A 21,097-nucleotide genomic window follows, 5' to 3' on the forward strand; every position below is an offset into this window, starting at 1 on the left:
CCACCCCAGAGCACGGGGTGTTGAGTCCCAAACCGTCACGGTGCCCCAGAAAATCACGCCCCTGCTGCCTCCCGCCTGGGTGGGCCGCCTGGGCAGGCGTGTGCTCCAAGCAGCTGCACGGCTTCGCCACCGGCCCCGTGCACAGCCCGAGCGGCACCCGTCCACGGCTCTCCTCGGCCCCTCTGCCAGCCCACCACTTATGCGCCCTAATCCTGGTGAATCGGCTTTAGACTCTACGTATGGCTAGAGCGGAATCCCTTGCCGCATCCTTCATCGAGGAACTGAGACAAGAGAACGAGACATTCTATGGAGATCCGCGCGGCCGCGGTGCCCTTAAGGATCTCCAGCAGACCTTTCCCCATCCGTGGCTCTACGTTGCCGAGTTGATCCAGAACGCGGTGGATGAGGGCGCAACCCGCCTCAACCTCGAAACAAAAGGAGAGGAACTGGTCCTTGAGCATGACGGACGCCCTTTCGAGCCAGAGAACGTTAGGGCCCTCTGCGCTCGCGGTGTGTCATCAAAAGGCGCGGGAACTGTCGGGTTCATGGGGGTGGGGTTCAAGGCAGTGTTCCGGAGCTTCGATACCGTCCGGATCTCGTCGGGGGAATGGCGCTTCAGGCTCTCGGTCCCCGTCCTCCGGGAGGAGTACGGCAACATCCACCGCGAGTGGCTCGGCGCGGTTCTCCCCTTTTGGGATGAGCACGCCCAGGCTCCTTCCGAAGGCATGAATTGCCGTTTCGTATTGTCAGGCCGTGTGCCTGGGTTGCCGCCCGTTGCTGATGATGTTCGTCATGTGCTGGGGGACGATCTCGCGTTGCTTGCGCTGCTAGCTCGGCGAGGATTCCAGTGGGTACGATGCGCGGGGCAGGAGTGGGGGCTTAGTGAGAAACGGACGCCACGCGAGGATGGGGCAGGAGAGCGAATCGAAATCGAGGCCATTGCCAAATCCGGCGGAACGCATCGCCGATGGATTCTGTTCTCTACTTCGTACATACCGTCCGCCGACGCCATCGCCCGCTTCCTTGAGCACCGGGATTCCGCCACTCCCGCTGAGCGCGAGAAGATGTACGCTGCAGCGCGGCAACCCCGCTCGGTTGAAGTCTTCTGCGAACTTGGCCCTGAAGATATCCCGCTCGTACCGAAGCACGGTCATCTCTTCGCGTTGCTCCCCACTGGACTAGCGATTCCCTTAGGGCTCCACGTACAGGCAGACTGGCTCCTAGCTATCAGCCGTCGCGAGTTGATGCAGATCGATGGAAACGCATGGCAGGAAGAGATCCTGTGCTGCCTTCCGCGGCTGCTGCGTCACTTCCTTGAGTGGCTAGTTAGCAAAGAAGGCCCGAACAAGGAGGGGTGGAACCGTGGGTATGACGTCCTACCTGACGTCAGCTTGGCGGACACCGCCGCGCAGCGCTGGTTTGGTCGCCCGCTCGCGAAAAAACGGTTTCTCGCCGAGTTGGGCGAGTTGGCATTCCTTCCCGCAGTGTCAAATGACGAGGCTGTGATCTCTGAGTTCATCTCTCCTACGCTCGGGCGTCTTCTCCCGTTGAATCAAGAGATGGAGAAAAGTGTTTATTACCCACGTGTACTGTTCGGGGGGCGAATCGTCTCGCGCGAGATGCTCGGTCTACGCGCCCGCACATCCCTCAAGTCTCTCGGGATGCTGACCGAACTGATACCTGTCGAACTCCAGCAGGAATGGCAGGCAGGCCGCGTCGGGGAATGGCTCGCGCTCTTCCCGGAAGAAGCACGTGATCAGCGCTTGGCCGACCTCCTGGGTAGCTTGGCCGAAGCAGGGGGGGGATGGAAGAACGCGCCGTTGCGGTGCATCCCCACCGAGGCCGGAACCTTGATTAGCCGCGCGGAGGCAACTCGGCTGCCGCCAGATTGGTCCTTCCTCTCGGGCGAAACCACGATCCAAGAGAATCTGCGCCCCTATCTTCCCGCGAAGGAGGCCACCGTCGCGCTCCAATTTGACAACCGGAGCCGGACCAAGCACCCCAGTGCGAGCACCTACCTCGCGGAAATCACCACGCTAAAACTGGAGGAACTCGTATTTCGCTGGTGGGAATCCCTACCAGTCAATGTCACCTTGGAGCAACAGGCGGGAGTCCGCGCCTTCACGTGCTGGGTACGTGGCAAACAGGCGCACCGGAAACAACTGATTCGTAAACTGCTGGCGGTGGACTCGCTGGGGCGCACCACCCTCCGCCCCATACACGAGACACTTCTCGCAGATCCATACGCGGCCGGGGAGCGGCGCCATTTCTTCCCCCGAGTGCCCGTTGTGGCTGCGATCTACCTGGAAGCTGATGAGGGTGCAACGCGCGCCGACTGGCAGTCTTTCTTTGAGTCCCTACAGCCATCGCCTCGCGGCCCTTTCTCCCTAGAATGGAAGGGAGAGGAAATGTACGAGCAGAAGCTTCGGCAACGCATCGGCTCGATATGGGATCCTCCCACGCAACGCTCCGGCTATGCCCGAGCGTCTGCGCGAGGCATCGATTTTGATGGCCGGAGATATCTGCTGCTTGACTGCGTCTTGCCCTCGCCACTCCGCGATCGGCTCACCGCAGCCGTCCTGCGCGCCGATGATTGTCGCGCCATCATTTCGTGGCTAAACGAGCGGCTCTCAATATTCCGGGACTGCACACGAAAACACGTAGCGTACATCCCCAGGAATGGCCAGTACCCCCTCGAATACGAACTCCAGCTTCCATGTAGTTGGGTGACCGAACTCCGGGATCGCAAATGGCTGTTCGCGCTCGATGGAACCGGTCCCTACAAGCCAGCGGACGTCCTAGCCGACCCGGATCCACTCCGCCCAGATGCGCCGGTGGCAGGCTATTTCCCGGCGGGATTCGCGGCGGCCTTGGAAGCAGCGGGTATTTCCTGGGGCAGTGCGATCCCGCGCGCGCCCGCGGTCCGACGTCTGCAGGTCGAGGGGCCCACCGCTTCGCCATCCATGCTCCATCAGCTTTTTCAGGAAGCCGTGGTCGAAACCCGAGATAACCCGAGCGGGCGCGAACTCCTCGCGCGTGTCCTGACCGAACACGACCTCTTCCCTGTTCCGGAGGGCGGAACTCCCGATGGAAAGCGACGGATTCCTTGGTCCCGCGTTATTCGCAAACCGCGTATCCGGAGCGATCTGGGCCGTTGGATTGTCGCAATTGAATCGTTCCCAGAGGGATCTGCGGAGCGAGCGTTACTGGCGGAAGTGGACGCATTCGACCCCACTCCCGAAACGACCAGCATGGCCCACGTGCTCAGCTTTCTGGAATGGGTGTACCACACCGAGCCCGACGCGGACCGCGTCCGACACGTCCTGCCTCTCGCGTACCAATACCTTCAGGAGGAGCTTCAGTTGCCTGGGGCTAAGGGGGAGGGCTGGAAGGCGCTGCATCCGACCGCCAAGGTCTTCGTCCAACGCCAGCGCTGCTGGGCAGCAGTGAATGGTCCGACTGAACTCTACTTTGACGATCTCCCGGCGACTCTGCCGCGCGAACTCAAGGAGAAGCTTCCGATTGTCACATCTGGACACCTTGGAAACACCGAGGAGACACGCCACGCAACGGTGGAGTTTCTCGGCCTGCAACGTCTGTCAAATCGTTTTTTGATACGACTGTCTACAGAAGGCGTTCTGCCGCTCCCCGGGACCTGGGCGCGAGGCTTCAAAGCCATCCAGGACTACCTCAGGGAGATGCTCGACGAAGCGCAGTGCCAGAGCCCACAAGACGAGGAGCCATCCGAAGCGCTTGCACCTGTCGAATTGTCTCGATACGAGCGGCTCCAGCGGAAGATCCTGGATCACCTTGACGTCGTCGCGAGCACTGAGCCGAGGGCCATCCTGCAGGCGAACGGGGTTGCGGTATCTGGAGCTCCCGACGACTTCGCTCCAGAGTTGTGCCAGGTCCTCTTCGAACTGTGGGGACTCGGGCGTCGTCGACTACAGCTCGTTGAGTTGTCGTCGGAGGTCACACACCTCCTCGGAAAGTTGGACTCCCCTCAAAAGCTGGAGCGGCTGTTGCATCAACTCCAGACCAAGAATGTGCCGAAACGGCTCGAACCTCCCACTGTCCCCACGAGCACCTCCAACACGCCTTTGGTCGAGGCGGACGTCCAGCCAACGCCGCTCCAGGCGCCAACGGTGGGCGAACAGGCCGTCCTCACGACAGATCAGAACCGCCCCATCTTGAGTCTCAAGCATCCCGCGATGCCGGTCACCAAGGACGAGGTGCCCGTGCCTTCGGGGCCACCCGAGTTGCCCTCGGTCCCCGTGGGCTCCGTGCCCAACGAAGTGCCAATCGAGGAGCCGCCCGACGAACCAGTTGACGCCTCCGGTGGCGATTACACTTCGGAGCGGCGCGAGGCCACGCTCGCAAAGCTGCACAAGAAGATTGAAGCCCTCTTGGCCCTGGGTCCTGTTCCGCAAGAAGCGGGCGAAGATGCTCAGGCCCATCCCGGCTCGATCCGGAGTGATGACCCTTACCGCAAGCGCGTCCTTGAGTACGAGCGAGCCCACGCGCGGTATCCGGACCTAAAACCGGATGGGCAACCGGGCCACGACGTCGATAGCTACTCCCATCCCGAAGGTCACCCGGAGAGGCGGCTCGTCCGCCGGATCGAGGTCAAGGGGCGCTCGGCACGCTGGACGGGCGGACAAATCGTGACGATGACAAGTCGCCAGTTTGTGGATGCGCTCGAACGAGTCGTGGAAGAGGGTACGAAGATTTCACCAGACTTCGACTACTGGCTCTATGTGGTCGAAAGAGAGGCTGAAGACCTCCTCAACGTGATCCCAATACGAAATCCGGCAACCTTCGCAACACGATTTGAGATTCGCGGGGGAACTTGGCGCCACCGGAGTGAGTCGGGAGAGGGAGTGTGAGGGTATGGCGGAGGGCACGGCCTCGTCACTTCCGCCTCATCTCTTTGAGTACTCGCACACCGACCTGAGCATCCATCCATCGGGTTCGAGGAGCACGATCCAGATCGACATGGACGCCAGCGCGCTTAAGCCGCTGGAGAGCATCTCTTTTATATTCGCGCTTCACGATCGGCTCGTATGCGAGCATGCATATGGTCCCATCGTGTCTGATATCGGTCACCTCGACGACGGTGGCGAACTGAACGACGGTGTCGCAGAGCAAGCCCATGTCACCGGGGAGGACCTCAAACAAGGGGGATGCGCTGTGTCGAACCCAATGCTCAGCAGTTCCACCGAAGAGGCCGTTCACGTGCTCTGCGACGGAGCTATCCTCTGGGATGTGTCTCGTAACGTTCGTCACAAAGAAACGTTCGCGGTAAATCTGCATCCGTTTCCGCTTCCGTCTCATCCGGCCTTGGATTGGCGCGGAGTCTGGCGGGAGACGCTTCGCTTCCCGATAGGTATTCACGAATGTGCTCGACAACAATTGACCTTTCTTCCATTCGGACTCGAACGCCTTTCGGAGTCTCCGAATCGTCGCCGACCCCCACTCACCTCGGACCTCAAGAACGAGTTCACCTTGGTTCTGGAGCCCACCATCGGTCAAGTTGGCTGAACCGATCCATGCCACCGCCTCTCCCGACGAGAGGCGCCAAAGGCAAATCTTGGCGTGGAATTTTCCATGCGAACCACAACTCCAGACCTTTGTCTTAAAGCTGGGGTACTGCTTAGCGAGCTCTCTAAGGTGCTCAAAGGTAGCTTTTCGCGTATTGCGTCCGAATGTCCCTGTGAGGAATCGGGCCTGGGCTCCAGTCGACAATGCAGCACCGATGACGTACTCAACCGCGCTCTGTGTGACGAACGCAGAAGCGCCCCAGAACAAAACACAGTTCATAGAGAGTTTCTGCATGACCTCCGCCAGAGGGTACAAAGGCGTGCTGGTGAGAACTTTCGTCTTCATCCTGTGGATCATGCACTTTCCTGCTGGAGTATCCCGACACAGAAGTATTCTGACATATGTACTGCACCAGATTATTGAGACACTTGGTTGGTAATATTCAGGCTGCTTGCTTCAGCTCCCGCCGGGCCTGCTCGGCGGGAGGAAGTTGTGGCGCTCCAACACCAGTGCTCGTTGTACCGGTGAGCCCACTCCAGCAGGGCCAGCCGGAGTTCCTCCACGGTGGCGAAGGTGCGCCTCCAGAGCAGTTGCTCCTTGAGAGTGCGGATGAAGCGCTCGGCGCAGCCGTTACCCTCGGGACTGCGGACGAAGGGCGGACTGGACTCGGCGCCCAGGAAGCGCAGCTCGTCCTGGAAGGCGTCGGAGGTGTACTGGCTGCCATTGTCGTGGCGGATGGACAGCCCCGCCGCCACGCCCCGGCCGTACGCGCCGAAGCGGGCTTTGACGCCCTGACGAATGGGCTTGAGGGCCTCTCGAAGCGGGTGCCCACCTTGGCGGCGTGAATGCCGACGCACTCGGCGGTATCTTGGTCGACGGCGATGAAGACGGTGGCCTGCCCCTGAAGCGTCGTCACGGTACAGGTGGCGTCGGTGCCCCACATGACGTCCGGAGCCTCGGTGGTAATGGTGCCGTCGTGGTTGCGCGGGCCCAGCACCCGGCGGGACCTGCCCGGTGCCAGCAGCCCTGCCTCGCGCATCAGCCGCAGGCAGCGGGCCTTCGACGTGCGCACGCCCTGAGCGCGCAGCCGGGCCCATACCTTGCGGTGCCCCTCGCCCAGAAACGGGGAGGCGGTCAGCACGCCGCGGATGGCCTCCAGCAGCGCCTCGTCCTTCAGCGCCGTCTTCGGTCCTCGCCGAGCTGTCGAAGGGAGCGCTGCCTGCCGGCGGGCGCGGTGCCGGTACACAGTGGCGCGAGGCACACGCCAGGTGACCGTCACAAGCGCCAGTCCGTACGGCTTGCCGCTGGAAGGCGAGAAACTGGCGCTCATCCTCTCGACTTCCTCCAGGGAAAACCCGGGGTGTTGCCCTCCAGCAGCCGGGCCTTCTCAGCCAGCAACTCGTTCTTCATCATCAGCTCGCCCACCATGGCCTTGAGCCGCAGCACCTCGTCGTCTGCAGGCTCGGGCTCGCGGCTCTTGAGGTTCGCCCGCATCCTCCAGCACCGGAAGCTACCAGACACTCCTGCTCCACTCGCTCCTGCGCGCTGGCCACCGCAGCAGGCCCTCTGGGGGAGCCTCTCCACTGCGGCAGCACCCGTAAGGCCCTCCTTCATGCCGCCAGCACCTGCTCCCTCTTGGCGCGCATGCGGGAGGTGCGTCCGGCAACCCGCTCATCAGCGCCCCATGCCCACTCCCGCCTCACGTCGCAACTGGGCCCCTGTTCCTCCCATGCGCGCCGCCAACCAACTCTCGACCTCCCGGGTCTCCTTGACGCGAGCGGTGGGGAAACGCTCGTAGACCGCGAGCGTGGACCGGACCAGCTCGAGTGCCCGTCGCGACTCCCGGGGCTCTCTTTCCATCGCACGGGCGAGGAGGAACTTCATGTCGGCCACGATGAGCACCTGCTCCCCAAAGGCGCCGCGCTCGTAGAGGGTCAGGGCGCGCTCCAGGTAGGGCCGTGCCTTGCGCGGTTCGTTCATCCCCAGGAGGGTCTCCCCCACCAGCGCCATGTCATAGGCCACCTCGGGAGACTCCGGTCCCAGCGCCTTCTCGCGAATCGCCAGTGCGCGTTGGTGGAGGGCCAACGCCTCGCGGTGGCGTCCCATATCCCGCAGGACCTGTCCCATGCCGCCCAGGGAACTCGCGACCTGGGGGGCCTCGGGGCCGAGCAGTTTCTCGCGCAACGTCACCGCGCGCTGATAGTGCTCGACCGACTCCTCATGACGACCCAGGCCCCTCAGCATGTTCCCGATGTTGTGGAACGAGGCGGCCACCGACAGGGACTCGGCGCCGTAGACGCGCTCGTCGATGAGGAGCGAACGCCGCTGGTGGGCGAGCGCGCTCTCCAACTCCCCCAGGTAGACTTCCTGGACGGCAATCGATTCGATGACCACGCCCAGGTCCGGATGGTTGGGACCGTAGAGTGCCGTGTAGTAGGTCTCCGCCTCCTTCAGAAGGGCCAGCCCCTCCGCGTGGCGGCCCGCGCGCCCCAGCATCTGCCCCGCGCCGAGCAGGGGCGTTGCAAGCCGGCCGTCGCCCTTCGGGTACGTCTTCCGGGCAAGCTCCAGCGCACGCAGGCTCTGGGCGACCGCCTCCGGGACGCGGCCCTTCGTGTACAAGAGGCTGGCGAGGTTGTCGGCCAGCATGGCCTCCAGCTGCGCATCTCCGCCGAGTCGTTGGACGGCGGCGGCGGCATGGTTCGCGTACTGGTCCTCGGGGTCGGCATCCTCCCCCAGGAAGCTCGCGACACGGACCAGGTCGACCCAGCCCTGCGCGACCTCCCGGTCCCGTCGCGCCGCTTCGGCGGTCTGGATGACCTTGTGCAGCGTCTGGCTGGCCTCACGGTCCTGCTCCGCGCGCGACTGGGCCTCGGCGAGCACCAGGAGCACCTCCACCTGGAGCGGAGGGTAGGCCAGCCCCTCGAGTCGCTCCGGCAACGCGGACGCCAGCTCGAGCGCGGCCTTCGGCTGGCCCGCCTGGAAGCGGGCCCTCGCCATGGCGACGTCCCGCCGGAGGTCCTCCATCCTCCGCTGGGACGCCGGGTCCCGTGGAGGAGCGTGGGATGCCGCCAGTGTCTGGACGTCCGAGCACCGGGAGATGTCCTGCAGGCCATGAACCGCGCGGACGGAGTTCTGGACGATGGCCGCATCCGCCCTGCTCAACACCTCCACCTGCGCGGAGAGGTCCTTGCGCCGCTGGTCGAAGCAAAGCAACTGCCGCTCGTACATTCCCTCCGTCTGCCGCCCGTGGACGCGGGTGGCCTCACAGGCCTGGCGCGAAGCGAGTGCCCAGTCCCGGGTGTACGCATCGAGCGTGCGCTCCACCTCGCGCCACGCGTCCGCCGCGTAGGGCAGCGGCTCCCGGGTCAGGGCGTCCTTGACGGCACGCTTGCCCGGCGTGTCCCAGATGCCCGCGAAGGCGTTCGGGTCGTCGACACAGAGCGCGGGCCTCGCGAAGAAGGAGAGGACGGCGCCCACCGCCACCACCAGCGAGGCCGCGACCACCCCCACGAGCACGCGGCGCTTCAACGAGCGGGGCTCCTGGCCCAGGGACCGCAACAGCTCGCGCATGGAGGCATGACGGGCCCCGGGCTCCGGCGCGAGCCCCCTCGTCAAGGCCGCGTGGAGCCAGTCCGGGACGCCCGCCTCGCGCTGGAGGCGGCGCGATTCGCGGGCGCGTTCGACGTGCGTGAGACCGGCCGAGGATGACTGGAGGGAGGGACGGACTCCGTAGAGCGCCTCGTGGAGCGCGACGCAGTAGCTGAACTGGTCACTGCGGGCATCGGGCTGTTCCCCGCGCGCCTGCTCGGGGGACATGTAGCCCGGGGTGCCGAGCAGGCTCCCCGTCTGGGTGAGCGCCGCTCCCGGCGCGGGCTTGACTGGCGACGAGGGCTGCCGCGCGGAGGGCGCCTCCCCGCCGTCGATGATGCGGACCAGGCCGAAGTCGGTGATGCGAACCCGCCCCTCCTTGTCGATGAGGACGTTGTCCGGCTTGAAGTCGCGGTGCACCAGCCCCGCCGTGTGAGCGGCGGCGAGCCCCCGGCCTGCCTGAAGGAACAACTCCAGCGCTTCGCGCCAGGGGAGCCGTCCCGACCGCAGGCGGGCGCCCAGCGTGGTACCCTCGACGAGCTCCATCGCCAGGAACACCTCCTCGTGGACCCGGCCGAAGTCGTGGATGGCGACGACGTTGGGGTGGACGACGCGCGCCGTCGCCTGGGCCTCCCTGAGCAACCGGGCCTGGGCCTCCGCGAGTCGCGACGGCGGGACGGTGTCGAAGCGAATGACCTTGAGGGCGACGCGACGGTCCAGCTCGGGGTCATGCGCGGCGTAGACCACGCCCATGCCACCGGCGCCAATGTGCTCGACCACCACGTAGCGCCCCAGCGTCGAGCCGGGGCTCAGGAGCTTGTGGGCAGGGTGCGCGAGCTCCATGGATTCGACCGAGCCGCCCTCCTCCGAGGCCACCGCCTCCGCCACCAACACGCGACAGGGAGGACACTCATCGAGGTGCACCTGGATGGAAGCCGCGTCGTCTCCGCGCAGCAGCCCCCGACCGAATGCGAGGAGGCTTTCCGTGCTGGGACACTGCATGTGCCCTCCGTGTAGGCTTCAGGTGCATGGCCAAGATACCGGAACCCGACGTCCACCCGGAGGACCTCGCGCTCGCGCGGGCCTGCGCCGGTGGCGACACCGCGGCGCTGACCGAGCTCGAGGCCCGCATCATTCCCCAGGTGCGCAGGGCACTGCAGCGGCGCGGCGTGGATGCGCCGACTTCCGACGACGCCCTCCAGCTCCTGCGCGCGCGGTTCCTGGTGGCGGACGGTGACGCGCCCCCTCGCATCGTGGAGTACCAGGGACGAGGCCCGCTCGCCGCGTGGCTCCGGATGACGGCGTTGCGACTGGCCTGGAGCCTCGCGAACGAGCGCACGGGAGTGACTCTCTCCAACGACACCCCCCTGGAGGCACTGGCCTCCACGTCGGACGGCGTCGAGCTCCAATACCTCAAGAAGCGCTACCGGGCCGACTTCAATGTGGCCTTCCGGGAGGCGATGGAGTCCCTGGAGCCCCGCGCGAAGACGCTCCTGCGGATGCACCTGGTGGACGGCATGGGAACGGCCCGGATGGCCGAGGCCTACGGCGTCGACCGTTCCTCGGTGAAGCGCTGGCTTGCCAGTGCCCGGCAGTGGTTGCTGGAGCAGACGCGAGCACGCTTCGCCGCCCGTGTAGGCGCACAGGCGTCCGAGCTCGGCAGCCTCCTCGCGAATCTCCAGAGCCAGCTCGACCTGAGCATCCAGCGACTGATGAATGGCCAGGACGTGATGTAGCCGGCCCCGGAGCTCCCGTCCCTCCTCTACGCCGAGCCCGAGACTCGCTAGCCGACGAAGAAGGGAGGCCGGACGAAGCCGCGCAACGTGTCCCTGGCCTTGTCCTTCACCTTGTCCACGGTCTGGTCGACGAAGTCTTCCTTGATGTCGACCATCCCCTGGACCTGGTACTCATTCTTCAGCTTGTCCTTGATTCCCCCCACGTCCGTGCCCGAGGCCGCGCCCCCCTTCCAGACGGAGACAGGGCCAATCTTCTGCAGCTCCGCGATCTGCTCCTTGCTGGGGAGATTGTCGTAGTTGAAGACGAAGGTGACGGGGCCCTTGATGTCTTCGCGCTGCGCCAGGTTCTTCATCCTCTCCACCTGCTGGTCGACGGGGACATCGTCTGGAGGATTGATGGCGAGCATGGCGTTGGGGAACATCCGGCGGGTCTCGGCGCCGTGCCTTTCCGTCTCACCGAAGCCGAGGTTGAACATCAGGCGCTCTTGCGGAATGCCCGAGGCCCTCACGTCCTCCAGGAACCTGTTGTCGAAGACCTGCTCGTTCTTGACGTCCAGCTTGACGCCGACGCCCTCCTTCTTGGATTCGTTCAGCCACTCCGAGAGGGTGAGGTTGTCTCCGTCCTCATGCCTCGAGTCATGGCGCATCTCAATCCTGCCTTCTCGATCGAGCTCCATGCTCACGTCGCCCTCGAACCAGTTGTAGTCCCCGTTCCTGGCCTTGTCGAAGTCGCCGCGGACGGTGGTGTTGTGGGCGTTCTTCGCCTCGGACAGGGGCGTGCCGGGCGTCCAGCGGTTGCCGTCCACAGCGGGCGCGGTGGACACCTCCTGGAGCGGCTTGTGCTCCTTGAGCAGCTCCTTCGCCGCCGAGTTCTTCCCCGCGGCCTGCAGCTCCGTCACCAGCGTCCCCGCGAGCTTCGCGAGGCCAGGCATCGACTCCTCCTGCAGCTCCGCCAGGCTGTCATCGAGCTGGTTGAGCTCGTTGTCATCGGGCGTCGCGGCGGCCAGCTTCTGGCCCAGCAGCTTCAGGCTCTCCGGACTGACCTTGTCGGCCACCACGGACAGGTTCTTCAGGGTCTCGTAGGTGGTGTTGAGCTTGCCGAACGCATCCTTCTTCTCGTCATCCAGAGAGCCCTTCCGGGTCCGCTCGCCGAGCTGGTCGGCCATGCCCTGAAGCGTCTGCTCGGAGGCCTTGAGCAGGGCATCGGCGTATCCCGGCTCGTTCGCGTGGGTCACGGTGAGGTCCGCCAGCTTCTGCGCCGCCAGGGAGGCGCCGCCGGTGCGGAACGCGAAGTCCACATCGTAGGCATCCCCCTCGAGACCACCTGGCCTGGCGTACTCGGAGGCGGGCTTGGCGGTGGGCCCCGTCGACGTGGCGCCGTCAGTGACGGTGGCTGACAGCGGCGTGACTTGCGCTCCTCCCGTGAGGTCCGGGCCGGCCGGCTTCGAGGCCGCGACGAACTCGTCGCGCGTGGGCATTCCGGGGTTCGCCCGGGGCGCGACTTCCGCCGGAGGAGGGGGAGGCGGCGGAGGCTGAACCTCCTTGGGCGCAGCGACGGTGGAGGGAGGGGGGCGGTTCAGACGGGTATCAAACCAGCTCATGGGCGCTCCGGGTGGGGAGATGGGGCCTTCACCCAGGTCGAGCGCCGTGGACGGCAAGTGGCGCATTTTTCCCGATGCTTAGGGGCGGCAAAGGCCTGATTACCTTCGGGGTATCGGGAGGACAATGAAACCAGGGCACCAGGCGTATGCGTTGGGCGGTCGGCTCCAGGCGGGGCACCGGGCGACCGTCCATCACGCCGTGCGTACCACCGATGGACGCGCGATCCTCCTCAAGGTCCTCGAGCCTGAGCACAGCCGCCCGGAGGACCTCGAGCGGCTGAGGAAGGAATACGAGGTGGGGCGTGCACTCGTGGGCCTGGCCGTCGTCGAGCCGCTCGCCCTCACGACCTTCGCGGGGCGGCCGGCGCTCGAGCTCGAGGACTTCCCAGGTGCTCCGCTCGAAAAGCTCATGGGCGCGCCGATGCCCGTCGGGGACTTCCTTCGCCTGGCGGTGCGGCTGGCCGGAATTGTCGCTGACATCCACGAGCGAGGCGTCATCCACAAGGAGCTCAAGCCGGGAAACATCCTCTTCGACCCCGGGAGTGGCGAGCTCAAGGTCTGGAACTTCAGCATCGCCGCGCGCAGCACACGGGCGCAGCCCCCACCCCGCGCCGCGCGGCTCGTCGAGGGGGCACTCCCCTACATGTCGCCAGAGCAGACGGGCTGGATGAACCGCTCCGTCGACAGCCGCTCCGACCTCTACGCCCTCGGTGTCACCTTCTACGAGCTGCTCACGGGGCGCCTTCCCTTCGATGCGCGCGATCCCCTGGAATGGGTGCACTGCCACGTTGCCCGCACTCCGCCCGCCCCTTCCGCGCTCGTTCCCCGCCTCGCGGGCGTCCTCTCGGACATCGTCCTCAAGCTCCTGGCCAAGCTGGCGGAGGAGCGGTACCAGACCGCGCGCGGGCTCCAGCACGACCTCGAGCGCTGTCTGTCCGACTGGCAGGCGAAAGGCAGGCTCGCGTCCTTTGCCCTGGGAACGCAGGACGTCTCGGACCGCTTCGAGCTTCCCCACAAGCTCTATGGCCGCGAGGCCGAGCTCACCGAGCTCCTTCGTGCCTTCGGGCGGGTCGTCGAGCAGGGCCCCCCGGAGCTCGTACTGGTGTCAGGGTATTCTGGCATTGGCAAGTCTTCGCTGGTCCGTGAGCTGCACAGGCCCATCGTGCAGGAGCGCGGGTTCTTCATCTCCGGCAAGCTCGACCAGTACCGGCGCGACGTGCCGTACGCCACCTTCGCCCAGGCGTTCGCCGAGCTGATCGATCAGATCCTCACCGAAAGCGAAGCAAGCGTGGCCGCCTGGAGGGAGCTGCTGCGGCAGGCGCTCGGCGCGAGCGCGCAGCTCATCATCGACATCATTCCTCACGTGGCGCTCATCCTCGGCCCGCAGCCCGCGCTTCCTCCCCTCCCCCTGCTCGAAGCGCAGAACCGCTTCCACTGGGTGTTCCGCCAGTTCATCAGCGTCTTCGCGCGCAAGGAGCACCCCCTCGCCCTGTTCCTCGACGACCTCCAGTGGCTCGACTCCGGGAGCTTGAAGCTCCTCGAGGACCTCGTCCTCCACCCGCAGTCCCGCTACCTCCTCCTCCTGGGCGCGTACCGCGACAACGAGGTGGGCCCCTCCCACCCCCTCGCGCTCACCCTCGACAACATCCGGAAGTCCGGCGAGCTCGTGCACGAGCTCGTCCTCACCCCGCTCACCGTCGAGCATCTGAGACAGTTCATCGCGGATGCCCTGCACTGTCCCCCCGGCTCCGCCGCGCCGCTGGCCCGCCTCGTCCACGAGAAGACCGCCGGCAATCCCTTCTTCGCCATCCAGTTCCTCACCACGCTCCACGAGGAGGGCCTGCTGGAGTTCGACCGCCGCGCCACCCAGTGGCGCTGGGACGTGGCGAAGATCCACGCCAAGGGCTTCACCGACAACGTCGTCGACCTCATGGTTCGGAAGCTCAAGCGCCTTCCACCTGCCACACAGGAGGTGTTGAAGCTCGCCGCGTGCGTCGGAAACACCACGAACCTGCACACCCTGGCAGTCATCTCCAACCAGTCGGGCGAGCAGGCCGCGCGCGAGCTCTCGGACGCGGTCCGGGAAGGGCTGATGCTTCAGCAGGGCGACGTCTACACGTTCCTGCACGACCGCGTCCAGCAGGGGGCCTATGTGCTCATCGAGGACAAGAGGAAGAAGGGCGTCCATCTCAGGATCGGGCGGCTGCTGCTGGCGAGCCTGGACGCACGGAGCATCGAGGAGCGCATCTTCGACGTCGTCGGCCAGCTCAACCACGGCCTTGCCCTCATCACCGACCCGGCGGAGCGGGACGAGCTCGCGAGGCTCAACTTCCTCGCTGGAAGGAAGGCGAAGGCGTCCATCGCCTATGCCTCCGCGAAGAGCTTCCTCGCCGTCGCGGCGGCCCTCCTGCCCGAGGATGCCTGGGAGTCCCGCTACGACTTCGCGTTTCCCCTCTTCCTCGAACGCGCGGAGTGCGAGTACCTGGGCGGCGCGTTCGAGCAGGCCGAGGCCCTGTTCGACCTCCTCCTTGCCCGAGCGAGGACCGACTTCGACAAGGCCATGGTGTACGAGCTCCGCCTGAAGCTCTGCCACGTCGCGGGCAGATACGACGAGGCGGTGGCGATGGGCCTCAAGGCCCTCCAGCTCTTTGGTGTGGACATCCCCGAGTGCGACGCGGTGCTGAGCGAGGCGACCCGCGCCGAGGCGGAGGCAATCCAGATCAGCCTTGGCGGGCGCCGCATCGCGGACCTCGCGGATGCCGCCGAGGCCACCGACCCGCGTGTCAGGGCCGTCATCGGTCTGCTCTCGAACGTGGCTCCCGCGGCCTACATCGGCAGCAGGCCCCAGGTCTTCCCGCTCGTCATCCTGAAGCTCGTCAATCACTCCCTCCGGTTCGGCCCCACGTCCGAGTCCTGCATGGGGTACAGCTGCTACGGCCTGATGCTCGTCTCCCTCTACGATGACCCTCGTGCCGCATACGAGTTCTCGGAGATGTCCATCAGGCTCAACCAGAAGCTCGGCGACATCAGCCGGCGGGGCACGGTCATGCACCTCCACGGCGACCACATCAATTTCTGGAGCCATCACATCTCGACGGACTTCCCCATCCTGGAGCGGGGCTTCCTCGCATGCCTGGATGCGGGCGACCTGGTCTTCGCGAACGCCATCGCGTTCCAGATTGTCTGGCAGGCCATCGAGCGGGGCGATGCGATTGATGATGTCATCAGCTTCTCACGGAGCTACGCGGCCTTCGCACGGGACTCCCGCAACGAACCCATCTACCAGACGATCCGACTGGAGCAGCAGTTCCTCGCGTGCCTGAAGGGACAGACCCGCGGGAATATCTCCTTCGAGGACGATGCGTTCCAGGAGGCCCCGTGCCTTGCGAAGATTGCCGACGCAGCCTTCGGGTGCGGCATCGTCTTCTTCCACATGATGAAGCTCATCACGGCGTATCTCGCGGGAGACGATGCCAACGCGCTCCATCACGCGGACGAAGCGAAGAAGACGCTCAGCGCAGTGATGGCCATGCCCATGGAGGCGACCTTCTATTACTTTCACGCCCTCCTGCTCGCCCGCATCCATCCGCGGAGGGCGGAAGCAGAGCAGCGGGAGATCGCGAGGACGCTCGAGGGCTACAACAAGAAGCTCGCCTTCTGGGCCCAGAGCTGCCCGGAGAACTTCCTCACGAAGCATGCCCTCGTGTCCGCGGAGATTGCCCGAATCACGGGAGACGAACTTCAGGCCGAGCGGCGCTACGAGGAGGCCATCCGGGCGGCGCGGGCCAACGGCTTCGTCCACTGGGAGGGCGTGGCCAACGAGCTTGCCGCGGCGTTCTACCGGGAGCGACGCTTCGAGACCATCACCGCTGCCTATCTTCGGGACGCTCGAGACTGTTACGTCCGGTGGGGCGCGGAAGCGAAGGTGAGGCAGCTCGAACAGCGCCACGCACACCTTCAAGAGGCACCTCCGCTCGGCCCCGCGGCTGTCTTCGCGGCCCGACCCGAGCAGTTCGACCTGCTCTCGGTGGTCAAGGCCTCGCAGACCATCTCCGGGGAGATGGTCCGCGAGCAGCTCTTGCGCACGCTCTTGCGGGTCGTCCTCGAGCAAGGCGGGGCGCGCCGGGCCCTCCTGGTCCTGTCCCGCGAGCGCGAGCTCGAGGTCGCGGCCGAGTCCGCCGTGGGCGAGGAGGGGGCACCGGACATGCTGTTCAGCCCGGCCTCGCAAGCGCTGGCGGCACGCGTCCCGGCGTCCATCCTGAAGTACGCGCAGCGGACCCGGGAGCACGTGCTGCTCGCCGACGCGGCCGCCGACGCGGAGCGGTTCTCGGGGGACCCGTACTTCGCGCAGGCGCGCCCGCGGTCCGTCCTCTGCCTCCCCGTGCGCAGGCAGGCGGAGGTCGTCGCCTTCCTCTACCTCGAGAACGACCTCGTCCCCGGCAGCTTCACGCCCGAGCGCCTGCTGGCGCTCGAGCTGCTCGCGGCCCAGGCGGCCATCTCGCTCGAGAACGCGCTCTTCCTCGAGCGCGAGCATGCCGGCCGCGTGGAGGCCGAGACGGCCGGGCGGCGTGCGCTCCTGCTCGGAGAGGCGACCGCGCTCATCTCCTCGACGCTCGACTACGTGGGCATGTTCGACGCGCTGACCCGCCTGTGCGCGCGCTCGTTCGCCGACTGGGCGATCATCGACCTCGCCGAGGGGGGCACGGTCGTGCGCCTGGCGGGCGCACACCGCGATCCGCGGAAGGAGCCGCTCCTGCGTGAGCTTGCGGAGCGCTACCCCGCGCGCATCGGCACGGCCACGCCGGTTGCGAGCGTGGTCCAGGGCGGGGCCCACGTCCACCTGCCGGCCCTCTCCGACGAGCAGATCCGGTCCTACGCGCTCGACGAGCACCATGCCGCGCTCATCCACGAGATAGGCACGCGGAGCGTGCTCATCGTGCCGCTGGTCGCGCGAGACACGCCGCTCGGGGCCTTGACGTTCGCGGCCGCCTCTCCGCACTGGTTCGGGACGGCCGACGTGGAGCTGGCGGTGGAGCTGGGCCGCCGCGCGGCGCTGGCCATCGACAACGCGCGCCTCCTCGCCGAGACGCAGCGGGCGCTGCGCCTGCGGGAGGAGTTCCTCACCGTGGCCTCGCACGAGCTCCGCACGCCGGTGACATCGCTCCGGCTTTCGGTGGAGGGCCTGCTCCGCGCGGCCTCGGCCGGGAGGACCGTCTCGGCAGAGATGCTGAACCGCAGCCTCAGCCGGGTGCTGAGCAGAACCGACAGGCTCGAGCAGCTCACCGGGGAGATCCTCGACGTGACGCGCATCGCGCAGGGACGGCTGGAGCTGAAGCGCGGCGAGGTCGAGCTCGGCGCGCTGGTGCGCGGGGTGGTGGAGCGCCTCGAGCCCGAGCTGACCGCGGCCCGCTGCAGCGTGTCCTTCACGTGCGCCGCGCCGGTGGTGGGGCAGTGGGACGCCGAGCGGCTCGCGCAGGTCGTGACCCACGTGCTCCACAACGCCCTCAAGTTCGGGCCAGGCAAGCCCATCGAGGCCTTCGTCAGCGAGGAGGCCGGGAGCGCGCGGCTCGTGGTCAGGGACCACGGAATCGGTATCGCCCCGGAGCAGCAAGGCCGCATCTTCGAGCGCTTCGAGCGCGGCGTGTCCAAGAACTATGGCGGGATGGGGCTCGGCCTGTACCTCAGCCGCAGGATTGCGGAGTCGCACGGCGGTTCGATCCAGGTCCAGAGCGTGCCCGGCGTCGGCTCCACGTTCACCGTCACGCTCCCGTGCGTCTGGCAGCCAGCGCTGACGGCGTCGCTCGACTGAGCCAGGGCGCGCCCTCGGGCACTTGACTGCTCGGGAGCTGCCGCGTCCGCATCGGCGTCACAAACAGCGCAGCCGTCTCTGTCTGAGTTGATGGCTCGACGCCCGTTGGACATCGAGGACCACCAACGCGTTCGCGGCAACACCTCGCACGGGGGCAACCATGGCTGAAATCCGTATCCTATCCATCGATGGCGGAGGCATTCGCGGAATCATTCCCGCGACCGTTCTCGAGCACATCGAAGAGAAGACCGGCCGCCGTGCCTCCGAGCTCTTCCACCTCGTGGCCGGCACTTCGACCGGCGGCATTCTCGGGTGTGGCCTCGTGAAACCTGACGGCGCCATGACGGCTGCCGAGCTCAAGCGTTTGTATGAGAAGCGAGGGCCGGAGATCTTCCGCATGTCGCCGTGGAAGACGCTGACCTCGCTCTCCGGCGCGACGGATGAACGCTACAGCGTCAGGAACCTGGAAGGGATCTTGAATGAGGTGCTCGGTGAGGTGCAGCTGGCGGACGTCAAGGGCGTGGAGCTCCTGGTCACCAGCTACGCGATCGAGCTTCCCGACAAGGTCGCAAACACCCAGTCCTACCAGGCCACGCGCGCGCCCTTCTTCTTCAAGAACTGGAAGGCGAGAGGCCAGAAGCTGGACCCGGGAGAATCAGCAGCTGATTTCGATTTCAAGCTGCGGGATGTCGCGCGTGCGACCTCGGCCGCGCCCACCTACTTCGAGCCCGCGCTGATCAAAAGCAGGTCAGAAGCCGCGTATTCGATGATCGACGGCGGCGTGTTCGCGAACAATCCGGCGCTCTGCGCACTCGCCTCCGCATACAAGCTCTGGGGTCGAAAACACAGCTATGTCGTCGTGTCGCTCGGCACCGGGCAGTTGCAACGCCCCATGTCGCACGCGAACGCGAAGGACTGGGGTGTCTTCGAATGGCTGCGCCCGCTCATGAGCGTGCTCTTCGACGCCAGCAGCGATACGGTCCACTATCAGCTCGACGAGCTCCTCGGCTCGAGCCATTTCCGGTTCGACATTCCCCTGGGCGCTGACCCGAACGATGAGAAGGCCGTCAACGACGACTTTGACGATGCGAGCCCCCCGAACATCAGGGCGCTGATCGACAAGGGGAGCGCGCTCGTCAAAAAAGAGGAGCAGAAGCTCGCTTCCCTGATCGATCGACTGAGCAGCCCGAAGGAGTCGCTGACCTGAGGATGAGCCTCCCTGGAATCGAGAGGGGAACCTCGAAGATTCCAGGCCCGCCGGAACTCGGATTCCCAGGGAAGGAGGTGCCCTCGGAGAGGATGGAACTGTCAGCGAGTGCTCAGCACCTACCTCCTCATTGCCCGAGAGGTCAGATGCTGGCCCTGACAGCCATGGCAACCATCCGACCATGCACGCGACCCATGAGCAGGTAGGAATTGAGGAGATGACGTCGGCGGACTTCGCAGCGCTGGAGACCTGGGACCCGACCCAGGTGAAGCTGACTCCGGCCATGGCGGCCCGGCTGTGGTTGCAGACGAGCCTCCGCCTCACCCGGGCCCAGAAGGAACTCCACGATGCCATCTTCACCCACGATGGCACCGACGAGAGCCTCGACCGCTATGCCAGCGCGCGGGCGGAGCTCGACTCAGCGGAGGCCTGGGCCCTGCTCATCGCCAAGGCCCATCCCCGGTGCGACCAGGGTTGACGGGCCTCTTGCCTCGTCACCCCTGACGACCCTGGAGGCAAGGAGAGGCGGCAGCGGCTCAGGGGCGTAGCAGCCGCGCGGCGATCGGCAGGTGATCGGAGGGCTCGGTCTCCGACGGCATCGGCGTCCGGTCGTCCAGCTCCGGCTGCCGGACCGGCTGCGCCCGCAGCGCGCGCGAGTGGAAGAGGAAGTCGATCGCCTTGGCCCTCCCGTTCGCGTTGCAGGTCGGCTGGTGCCGCCCCTCATGCGCATCGAGCAGCCCGGCCGCCGTGAACGCTTGGACCAGCGGCTCCCCGGGCTGCGCATTGAAGTCGCCGCACACGACCCACAGGGCCTCCGGGTCCCGCCGGACCAGCTCCTCGAGCAGCTCAGCCGCCTCCTGCATCCCCTGGTGCTGCGCCACGGGCCTGTCCGGCCGGTCCCAGCGCAGGTGTGTGCACGCCACGCGCAGCCGGTCCCCTCCGGCGTCGAAGTCCACGACCAGCGCCAGGTGCCCCGAGATGCGCCCGTCCTCCAGCCGGTCCCTGAAGTAGTGGGCCCGGTGGCCGAGGCAACGCTCCAGGCGGTGGAACACCGCGCAGCCGTCGGGCTTGCCCTGCTGCTTCAGGGCCAGCACGCCCGTGTACCCGTGCGGCTCCAGCGCCCGCTGGAGCGCGGCGAAACAGTCGGGCTCCACCTCCTGCAGACAGACGATGTCCGCGTCCAGCCCCGCGATACGGCGGGCCAGCGCCTCCTGGCGCCACTGCGGCCGGAGGACGTCCGCGGGCGTGTGCGGGAACCACTCGGGCTTGATGTAGGCGTCCGCCAGGATGTTGTACGAGGCAATTCGCAGATCCACCGACATCGGCAAGTCCTCCCGTTTCGCCGGTCAGGCGCACCCCAGGGCCGGGGAAAGCATCAGGTGCGCTGCCAGCAGGCTCAGGGCCGCCGCAAGAATAGGCGAATGGGGGCCCTGCCACCCACAGTGGTCCCTGCCCCACCGGCGAGCCGACTGTGCCTGACGCAACACCCCTACCGGCGGTGTTGCACCTCCAACGGGACGCACATCCACCGCGACAACAAATCAATACATATAACACGGCTGTCTTTGCGCCAAATCAATGCCACATCTATTCTCATACGAGAGTGGGTTCACGC

Annotated in this window: 12 protein-coding genes and 1 pseudogene; 6 read left to right on the top strand and 7 right to left on the bottom strand. The window is 66.2% G+C overall.

All coding sequences use genetic code 11. The features are described 5' to 3' along the window. Positions 1-239: 239 nt before the first annotated feature. Complete coding sequence (locus G4D86_RS02355; protein WP_163988895.1) at positions 240-4,886, top strand: sacsin N-terminal ATP-binding-like domain-containing protein; 4,647 nt, start codon at positions 240-242, stop codon at positions 4,884-4,886. A gap of 25 nt (positions 4,887-4,911) precedes the next feature. Here G4D86_RS02355 and G4D86_RS02360 read toward each other — a convergent pair whose 3' ends face one another. Next, positions 4,912-5,886, bottom strand: coding sequence for a phospholipase D-like domain-containing protein (locus G4D86_RS02360; RefSeq protein ID WP_163988897.1), 975 nt, complete (start codon positions 5,884-5,886; stop codon positions 4,912-4,914). 71 nt (positions 5,887-5,957) lie between these two features. Further along, positions 5,958-6,398 carry an integrase core domain-containing protein gene (locus G4D86_RS54220; RefSeq protein ID WP_163988899.1) on the bottom strand — a complete coding sequence of 147 codons (441 nt, stop codon included), beginning with the start codon at positions 6,396-6,398 and terminating at the stop codon, positions 5,958-5,960. 84 nt (positions 6,399-6,482) lie between these two features. On the opposite strand from G4D86_RS54220, the gene G4D86_RS54225 reads away from it, so the two are divergent. Then, positions 6,483-6,620 (top strand): hypothetical protein, encoded by a 138-nt coding sequence (locus G4D86_RS54225; RefSeq protein ID WP_163988901.1) that lies wholly within the window; start codon positions 6,483-6,485, stop codon positions 6,618-6,620. Here the strand turns inward: G4D86_RS54225 and G4D86_RS54230 are convergent. From G4D86_RS54230 to G4D86_RS02380, 3 genes and pseudogenes are all read right to left on the bottom strand, one after another. Continuing rightward, positions 6,602-6,871, bottom strand: a pseudogene (locus G4D86_RS54230) (IS3-like element ISMtsp5 family transposase); the annotation flags it as partial. The gene G4D86_RS54225 and the pseudogene G4D86_RS54230 overlap by 19 nt on opposite strands. Continuing rightward, complete coding sequence (locus tag G4D86_RS54235) at positions 6,868-7,035, bottom strand: hypothetical protein (protein ID WP_163987983.1); 168 nt, start codon at positions 7,033-7,035, stop codon at positions 6,868-6,870. The gene G4D86_RS54235 and the pseudogene G4D86_RS54230, both read right to left, overlap by 4 nt. A gap of 180 nt (positions 7,036-7,215) precedes the next feature. Beyond that, on the bottom strand, positions 7,216-10,131 hold the full coding sequence (locus G4D86_RS02380) for a serine/threonine-protein kinase (RefSeq protein WP_163988903.1): 2,916 nt from the start codon (positions 10,129-10,131) through the stop codon (positions 7,216-7,218). A 26-nt stretch (positions 10,132-10,157) separates the two neighbouring features. On the opposite strand from G4D86_RS02380, the gene G4D86_RS02385 reads away from it, so the two are divergent. After that, positions 10,158-10,865: a sigma-70 family RNA polymerase sigma factor gene (locus tag G4D86_RS02385; protein ID WP_163988905.1), complete on the top strand. Its 708-nt coding sequence runs from the start codon at positions 10,158-10,160 to the stop codon at positions 10,863-10,865. A gap of 47 nt (positions 10,866-10,912) precedes the next feature. Here the strand turns inward: G4D86_RS02385 and G4D86_RS02390 are convergent, their stop codons facing one another. After that, the gene (locus G4D86_RS02390) at positions 10,913-12,343 is read right to left on the bottom strand and encodes an FAM151A/B family protein (RefSeq protein WP_163988907.1); all 1,431 of its coding nucleotides are present in this window, start codon (positions 12,341-12,343) and stop codon (positions 10,913-10,915) included. A gap of 247 nt (positions 12,344-12,590) precedes the next feature. On the opposite strand from G4D86_RS02390, the gene G4D86_RS02395 reads away from it, so the two are divergent. The 3 genes from G4D86_RS02395 to G4D86_RS02405 all read left to right on the top strand — a co-directional run bounded on the left by G4D86_RS02395 (position 12,591) and on the right by G4D86_RS02405 (position 19,960). After that, positions 12,591-18,275, top strand: coding sequence for a sensor histidine kinase (locus tag G4D86_RS02395; RefSeq protein WP_275899091.1), 5,685 nt, complete (start codon positions 12,591-12,593; stop codon positions 18,273-18,275). A 160-nt stretch (positions 18,276-18,435) separates the two neighbouring features. Next, positions 18,436-19,482: a patatin-like phospholipase family protein gene (locus tag G4D86_RS02400; RefSeq protein ID WP_163988910.1), complete on the top strand. Its 1,047-nt coding sequence runs from the start codon at positions 18,436-18,438 to the stop codon at positions 19,480-19,482. 217 nt (positions 19,483-19,699) lie between these two features. Next, on the top strand, positions 19,700-19,960 hold the full coding sequence (locus tag G4D86_RS02405; protein ID WP_240359995.1) for a FruA-associating protein, FapA: 261 nt from the start codon (positions 19,700-19,702) through the stop codon (positions 19,958-19,960). A 58-nt stretch (positions 19,961-20,018) separates the two neighbouring features. On the opposite strand, the gene G4D86_RS02410 is transcribed toward G4D86_RS02405, so the two are convergent. Further along, positions 20,019-20,804: an endonuclease/exonuclease/phosphatase family protein gene (locus tag G4D86_RS02410; RefSeq protein ID WP_163988914.1), complete on the bottom strand. Its 786-nt coding sequence runs from the start codon at positions 20,802-20,804 to the stop codon at positions 20,019-20,021. Between the last annotated feature and the right edge of the window lie 293 nt (positions 20,805-21,097).

Source organism: Pyxidicoccus caerfyrddinensis, assembly GCF_010894405.1.
Classification (GTDB): domain Bacteria; phylum Myxococcota; class Myxococcia; order Myxococcales; family Myxococcaceae; genus Myxococcus; species Myxococcus caerfyrddinensis.

What these genes read in the sequence shown, in the direction of transcription:
- G4D86_RS02400 (WP_163988910.1), top strand. Translation starts at nt 18,436, where the DNA reads ATGGCTGAAATCCGTATCCTATCCATCGATGGCGGAGGCATTCGCGGA.
- G4D86_RS02410 (WP_163988914.1), bottom strand. Translation starts at nt 20,804, where the DNA reads ATGTCGGTGGATCTGCGAATTGCCTCGTACAACATCCTGGCGGACGCC.
- G4D86_RS02390 (WP_163988907.1), bottom strand. Translation starts at nt 12,343, where the DNA reads ATGCCCACGCGCGACGAGTTCGTCGCGGCCTCGAAGCCGGCCGGCCCG.
- G4D86_RS02355 (WP_163988895.1), top strand. Translation starts at nt 240, where the DNA reads ATGGCTAGAGCGGAATCCCTTGCCGCATCCTTCATCGAGGAACTGAGA.
- G4D86_RS54225 (WP_163988901.1), top strand. Translation starts at nt 6,483, where the DNA reads ATGACGTCCGGAGCCTCGGTGGTAATGGTGCCGTCGTGGTTGCGCGGG.
- G4D86_RS02405 (WP_240359995.1), top strand. Translation starts at nt 19,700, where the DNA reads ATGACGTCGGCGGACTTCGCAGCGCTGGAGACCTGGGACCCGACCCAG.
- G4D86_RS54235 (WP_163987983.1), bottom strand. Translation starts at nt 7,035, where the DNA reads ATGCGGGCGAACCTCAAGAGCCGCGAGCCCGAGCCTGCAGACGACGAG.
- G4D86_RS02385 (WP_163988905.1), top strand. Translation starts at nt 10,158, where the DNA reads ATGGCCAAGATACCGGAACCCGACGTCCACCCGGAGGACCTCGCGCTC.
- G4D86_RS02360 (WP_163988897.1), bottom strand. Translation starts at nt 5,886, where the DNA reads ATGAAGACGAAAGTTCTCACCAGCACGCCTTTGTACCCTCTGGCGGAG.
- G4D86_RS02395 (WP_275899091.1), top strand. Translation starts at nt 12,591, where the DNA reads ATGAAACCAGGGCACCAGGCGTATGCGTTGGGCGGTCGGCTCCAGGCG.
- G4D86_RS02380 (WP_163988903.1), bottom strand. Translation starts at nt 10,131, where the DNA reads ATGCAGTGTCCCAGCACGGAAAGCCTCCTCGCATTCGGTCGGGGGCTG.